The sequence below is a fragment of the Streptomyces sp. NPDC043854 genome, assembly GCF_056436005.1.
This window is the reverse complement of sequence record NZ_JBWKDK010000119.1, coordinates 1-4243: the sequence shown is the minus strand read 5'-3', so window position 1 is coordinate 4243 and position 4243 is coordinate 1. Positions and strand designations below refer to the sequence as shown.

Here is a 4243-nt window from a genome sequence, read left to right as displayed (position 1 = left end):
CTCTTCACGCCCCGCATCTCAACATGGACATGCCCACGAGGCGGTCCGGACCGCGATCAGTACCACGATCGAGCGATCACGAACCGAGGAAGATCAGACTTAACGCCCACTCAAAGTCCGAAAGGGCTGGCCGAGTGAGCGCGAGACCCGGCTCGACGCCGTCCGCTGGCTGCACCGCTACAACACCCGACGCCGACACTTCAGGCTCGGACAACGATCTCCGATCGCCTACGAGAACACCCTCCACACAACATCAACTACCCTGACCCGAGCCGCATAGACGTGTTCAAGATCCGGGGTCAAGGCCCGAGGAGCTTCATCGGTCATCAAGTGCGTTCCACCGGCGGCCGGCGCTGCCGGGTTCGAGGGAGTCCCTGGCAAGGGCATGCTCGCGCAGCATGTGCAGCAGTGAGCGAAGTGCCGGGGTTACCGGCCTTGCGGCCGCCCAAGCGAGGACGGCGGTGCAGGGGGGGAGATCCGTCACGGGGACGTAGCGGACAGCGGGCCGGGGCACGAGCTCCCTGGAACTCTCGGAGATGAACCGGATACCGTGCCCCAGACTGACCAGAGTGACGCAGGTTTCCAGGCTGCTTGCCGCGTGCGCCGTATACCGCACCGGTGTGCCGTCGGGGCGCGGGTCCGCTGCCCAGAACGCACGCCACTCGGGACGTGTATGGGGTGCGAATCCAATGACCGGCAGGCCGACGAGGTCCGCGAGGGTCACGGCGCTACGGTCCGCAAGCGGATGGCTGTCCGGCAGGCACACCAACCGCCGCTCCATCCCCAGGCGGAGAGAACGCAGGCCCGAGGCCACTGGCTCGTAGCACACGACGGCGTCCACCTGCCCATCCAGAACGGCACTCGCGTGATCGACAAAGTCCATCTCGCGCCACTGCACCTCCGGGCCGGGATGTCGCTCGGTTCTCATCGAGTCGAGCAGCACGCGCAGGGCAGGAAGCGCTGAGGTGTACGAGGCGAGCACCACACTGCCCGAGTGCGCGGCCGCCTCTGTCTCGGCAGCCTCCTGAAGATCGGTGACTGCGTCGACCACGGCACGTATCCGGGGCAGCAGAGCCCGGCCCACCTCGGTGAGTTCGACGCGTCGCGTCGACCGTTCCACCAGAGCCACGCCCAGGCGCTCCTCGAGCGCGCGTATCTGACGGCTGAAGGCGGGCTGGCTGATGAACGTGCGCTTGGCGGCGCGACCGAAGTGCAGCTCCTCAGCCAATGCGAGCAGTAGACGTAACTGGTGCGTGCTGGGGTCAGCCGCCACGAATGTCCTCCGTCCCGGTGCGAAGGCCGGTCGCACCATGCACCGGAGGGTATCAATCGAATCTGCAGACACATCAAAAGCCCCTTCCGGATTGACCTGGACGGCGGTCAAGATGAGACGCGGCAAGATTTTCGTTCGCAGCAGCATCCCAGACGATCCCAGAAGGCCATTTTCCCCTTGAGGCGGGCAGCCCCGCCTCAAGGGGATACTCCATCAAAACTCCATTAGTCGAGGAAAGTGTGGCCGGGAACAACGAGACGGCTCTCGTGATTCACTGTAAGGAAGGTACGCGCATGAAAAATAGAACACTCGTCCACCTGGCGACCGCTTCAGTCCTGGCGCCACTTGCAATCTTTGTAACTGCCGGCGAGGCTGCCGCCGCAGGTGGTCCGGTCACGTGGAAGAACGCCCGCACGGGAAAATGCCTGTACACCACCAACGGAATAAACGGTGTCGGCGCCAGCTCCGACTACTGCAACAGCAAATACGGGCGCTGGCACGAGAAGAAGCTGGGCAACGGCGCTTACCGGATGTGGGTGGTGAACAACCAGGACGCGCATCGGTGCCTCGACAGCGACAAGGAGGGTGACGTCTACCTCCGCGTATGCGAAGAAGGAAACCGCAACCAGCAGTGGTATCAGGTCAAGAGGTCCACGGGGTGGCGGCTCACGAACGTCGCAACCGGTCGGGTCCTCGACAGCAACTTCGAGGGTTCGGTGTACACGAACTTCGATGAAGGCGATCGAAACAAGTACCAGCGCTGGCTGTAGGAGGCCGCACTGAAGCAGCACCTCGGTGTGCCGGTGGATGCCCACACAAGTGCGGCGGTCGGCGCTGCCGCCTACGAAGTCGGTATGCGGCAGCGCCCACCACCGGCTCCCCAGCTCTCCTGTCGGAACCGGGTGCACGGTTTTTGAGCCGCGCATCTCAGGGACATGTCTCGAACCCGACGGGATTCGCGGTCGCCGTCAGCCCTCATTGGGCGGCGGTTCTCTATCGCATCAACGGACCCTACCGGGACAAAATGCCCGACTTTGCTGACACGTACGTGACGTGTGCCATGCTCGGCCCTGTGGGGGACACATTAGGACTCGGAGCGGTGCTGGCCGGTGGCCGCTACCGGATCGAGGCGAAGCTCGGCAGCGGCGGCATGGCCGAAGTCTTCCGGGCCTACGACACGAAGTTGGCCCGGATGGTCGCCCTCAAGGCGATGCGGACAGGCTTGTCGTTCGATGACGGGTATTCGGCCCGGTTCCGGCGTGAGGCGCAGGCCATGGCCGCCATCAGCCATCCGCATGTGGTGGCGGTCCACGACATGGGGGACGAGCCCGTCCCGTACATCGTGATGGAGCTCGTCGATGGCCGCAGCCTCGCCGATCTGCTGCGCGCAGGGCGTCCCCTGCCGGTGGCGCAGGCTCTGCATCTCGCATCGCAAGTGCTGGCCGGGCTCGCCGTGGCCCACGCGCACGGGCTGGTCCACCGCGACATCAAGCCGGGGAACGTGCTGCTGGCGGCGGACGGGACGGCGAAGGTGGCGGACTTCGGCATCGCGCGGGCCGCCGAGGGGGCCGGGACCGCCCTCACGCGAACCGGCCTGCTGATCGGCACCCCGCACTTCATGTCGCCCGAGCAGGTACTGGGCCGCTCAGACATCGACGGCCGGTCCGATCTCTACTCGGTCGGTGTGATGCTGTTCCAGATGCTCGCCGGGCGGCTCCCCTTCGAGGCGGACTCCGGCTATGCGATCGGATACCTGCACCTCACCACTCCGCCGCCCACCCTCTCCTCCCTGGGCATCGCGGCAGGCCCAGCGGTGGAGGCCGTACTGGCCCGCGCCCTGGCGAAAGAGCCCGCGCACCGCTACCCGGACGCGGAATCGATGCGCGCGGCGCTGCACCAGCCCGCCCCCACGGCCCGGACGCAACAGGCCCCCTACGTGCCTCCGCGGCCGCCTGAGCCCTCGCCGACCGCCGTCCCCCGCGGCCGGCTGTCACGCGCCCGCCAGCTGCTCATCGCCCAGGCATCCTGCCTGCTCGCATGGCTGCTGGGAGCCCAGAGCAATGCGGCCTGGCTGGCGGTCCCCGGGGCCCTCGGGGCCCTCATCCTCGCGCTGCCGGGGCTGTGGATGTCATGCTCGGCGGCGCTCCGGCATCACAGACCATGGAGCACGGCCGTCAAGATCAAGACGACCGTCGCCATGGTTCTTCACGGAGGAGTGGTGCTCTTCCTTCTGACGGCCATTGTGATTGCGCTAGTGGCTCCAGCCGGGCTGTGACCGCATGGCTTTCTCGTTCTGAGGCGGCCCCAGCCATCCGGTCAAAGCTGGCCCCATCAAACGTTCGAGATGCCTTCGCGCCCCGTTGATGCCCAGGTCATCGGCGGAGCCATCTCGGACCGGAGTTGAACGGTCAACGGACTGGTACCAGGTCGAGCCGATTTTCTGGGGCCAGTTCGCAGCGAGAAAGCCAACCGCATAGGATTCGCCGGGTTGAGGCAGGGGCCTTGCATTCACCGCGCAGCGATCAACACCCCGGGACTCTCGTACTGGGGAACCACGCTGCGGCAACACGATGGCTCACCGAGTCGTGGAAGCCCTACCGTCGGGAGAGGACCAGCCTGCGGCGCTCTTGGTTGGTCTCGGTAACGACGACCGTGACTTCGTGGCCGACTTGGACGACCTCCTCTGGAGCATTCACGGGCGTGTGTGCGAGGTCTCGCAGGTGGACCAACCCCTCGATTCCGCCGGCGACCTGAACGAAAACGCCGAATGGGACCAGTTTGGTGACCCGCCCATGCAGTTCCTGGCCGACCCGCGGTCGTAAAACGCCTGGAAGGGGTCAGGCTGTGTCGCTCGCAAGGACATCCTGGCCTCTGAGCTAAGGGCTGTCCCGTAAATGATCTTCCTGTTGCCTCGGGCATGGTTGGTCGCCGTGTGGGTGGCTCGGCTATCCGGCGAGGGCGAGGTTGTGC

General features: G+C 65.8%; 4 protein-coding genes. 2 read left to right on the top strand and 2 right to left on the bottom strand.

Features of this window, described 5'->3' with window-relative positions; genetic code table 11:
• Nucleotides 1-316 precede the first annotated feature (316 nt).
• The gene (locus AC068A_RS37165; RefSeq protein ID WP_478590715.1) at nucleotides 317-1420 is read right to left on the bottom strand and encodes a LysR family transcriptional regulator; all 1104 of its coding nucleotides are present in this window, start codon (nucleotides 1418-1420) and stop codon (nucleotides 317-319) included.
• 146 nt (nucleotides 1421-1566) lie between these two features.
• On the opposite strand from AC068A_RS37165, the gene AC068A_RS37160 reads away from it, so the two are divergent.
• Nucleotides 1567-2043 (top strand): RICIN domain-containing protein, encoded by a 477-nt coding sequence (locus AC068A_RS37160; RefSeq protein WP_478590714.1) that lies wholly within the window; start codon nucleotides 1567-1569, stop codon nucleotides 2041-2043.
• 329 nt (nucleotides 2044-2372) lie between these two features.
• Entirely contained in the window at nucleotides 2373-3548 is a 1176-nt protein-coding gene (locus AC068A_RS37155; RefSeq protein WP_478590713.1) for a protein kinase domain-containing protein, read from the top strand.
• A 319-nt stretch (nucleotides 3549-3867) separates the two neighbouring features.
• On the opposite strand, the gene AC068A_RS37150 is transcribed toward AC068A_RS37155, so the two are convergent.
• Nucleotides 3868-4050 carry a S1 RNA-binding domain-containing protein gene (locus tag AC068A_RS37150; protein WP_478590716.1) on the bottom strand — a complete coding sequence of 61 codons (183 nt, stop codon included), beginning with the start codon at nucleotides 4048-4050 and terminating at the stop codon, nucleotides 3868-3870.
• Nucleotides 4051-4243 lie beyond the last annotated feature (193 nt).